The following is an 870-nucleotide window of genomic DNA, read 5'->3' as shown; positions in this document are numbered from 1 at the left end:
GGGCCACGGCGCCGACCAGATGGCCAAGCGCTTCATCGTCGATGCCCGCGGTCCGCAGCCGAGCGACCTGTTCGGCGCGGCCTGCTTGAAGGGCGCCGACACGATGATTGCCGATGGCCGCAGCACCGCGCTGGGGCCCAGGCTGCCGGCGTGGTACCGCGGCGCACCGGCACACAGCTTCATGCTGCTGCCGATGATGCTGAAGGGCGCGCCCTTTGCGCTGATCTATGTCGACCGGCATTCGACGCCACTGGACTTCGGCGAGCGCGAGTTGACGCTGCTGCGCACGCTGCGCAACCAGGCCGTGATGGCCTTCAAGTCGGCCGGCTGACTTCAAGCGCCGACTCGCCGCAAGTCCCTCAACCAGCAAGACTGCCCGCCCTTGCCGACAATCGGCGCGGCATGCKTTCCCTGACAGAAGAATCGGCCGCGCCACGTCTGCGCGACCAGCACGACTATCTGCGCCTGCTCGGCGCGCGCATCAGCGGCACGGCGGCCAACCAGATGCTGATGGTGGCGCTGGGCTGGCAGGTCTACGACATCACGTCGAGCCCGTGGGCGTTGGGCCTGGTCGGGCTGGCGCAGTTTCTGCCGGCCCTGCTGTTCACCTTGCCGGCGGGCCATCTGGTCGACCGGCATGACCGCCGCTGGATGCTGGCCGGCAGCCTGATGCTGCAGGCGGTGGTGGCGCTGGTCCTGGCTGCGGGCAGCGCGGGCGGTTGGATCGACRCACGCTGGATCCTGGCGACCTCGGTGCTGCTGGGGCTGGCCCGGGCGGTGCAGATGCCGGCGCTGCAGGCGCTGACGCCGTCACTGGTGCCGCCAGTGCTGTTGCCGCGCGCGGTGGCGGCCAGCAGCTCGGTGATGCAG

The 870-nt window shown here is 70.2% G+C and carries 2 protein-coding genes; both read left to right on the top strand.

Going from position 1 to position 870, the window contains the following annotated elements; genetic code table 11:
* Positions 1-331: GAF domain-containing protein (locus tag AC1DYI_RS37090; protein WP_477209062.1), on the top strand; the 331-nt coding region annotated here is incomplete at its 5' end.
* 71 nt (positions 332-402) lie between these two features.
* Positions 403-870: MFS transporter (locus AC1DYI_RS37085; RefSeq protein ID WP_477209061.1), on the top strand; the 468-nt coding region annotated here is incomplete at its 3' end.

It is taken from the genome of Ideonella sp. P3_A4 (genome assembly GCF_056403075.1).
This window is presented reverse-complemented; position numbering and strand designations above follow the sequence as displayed.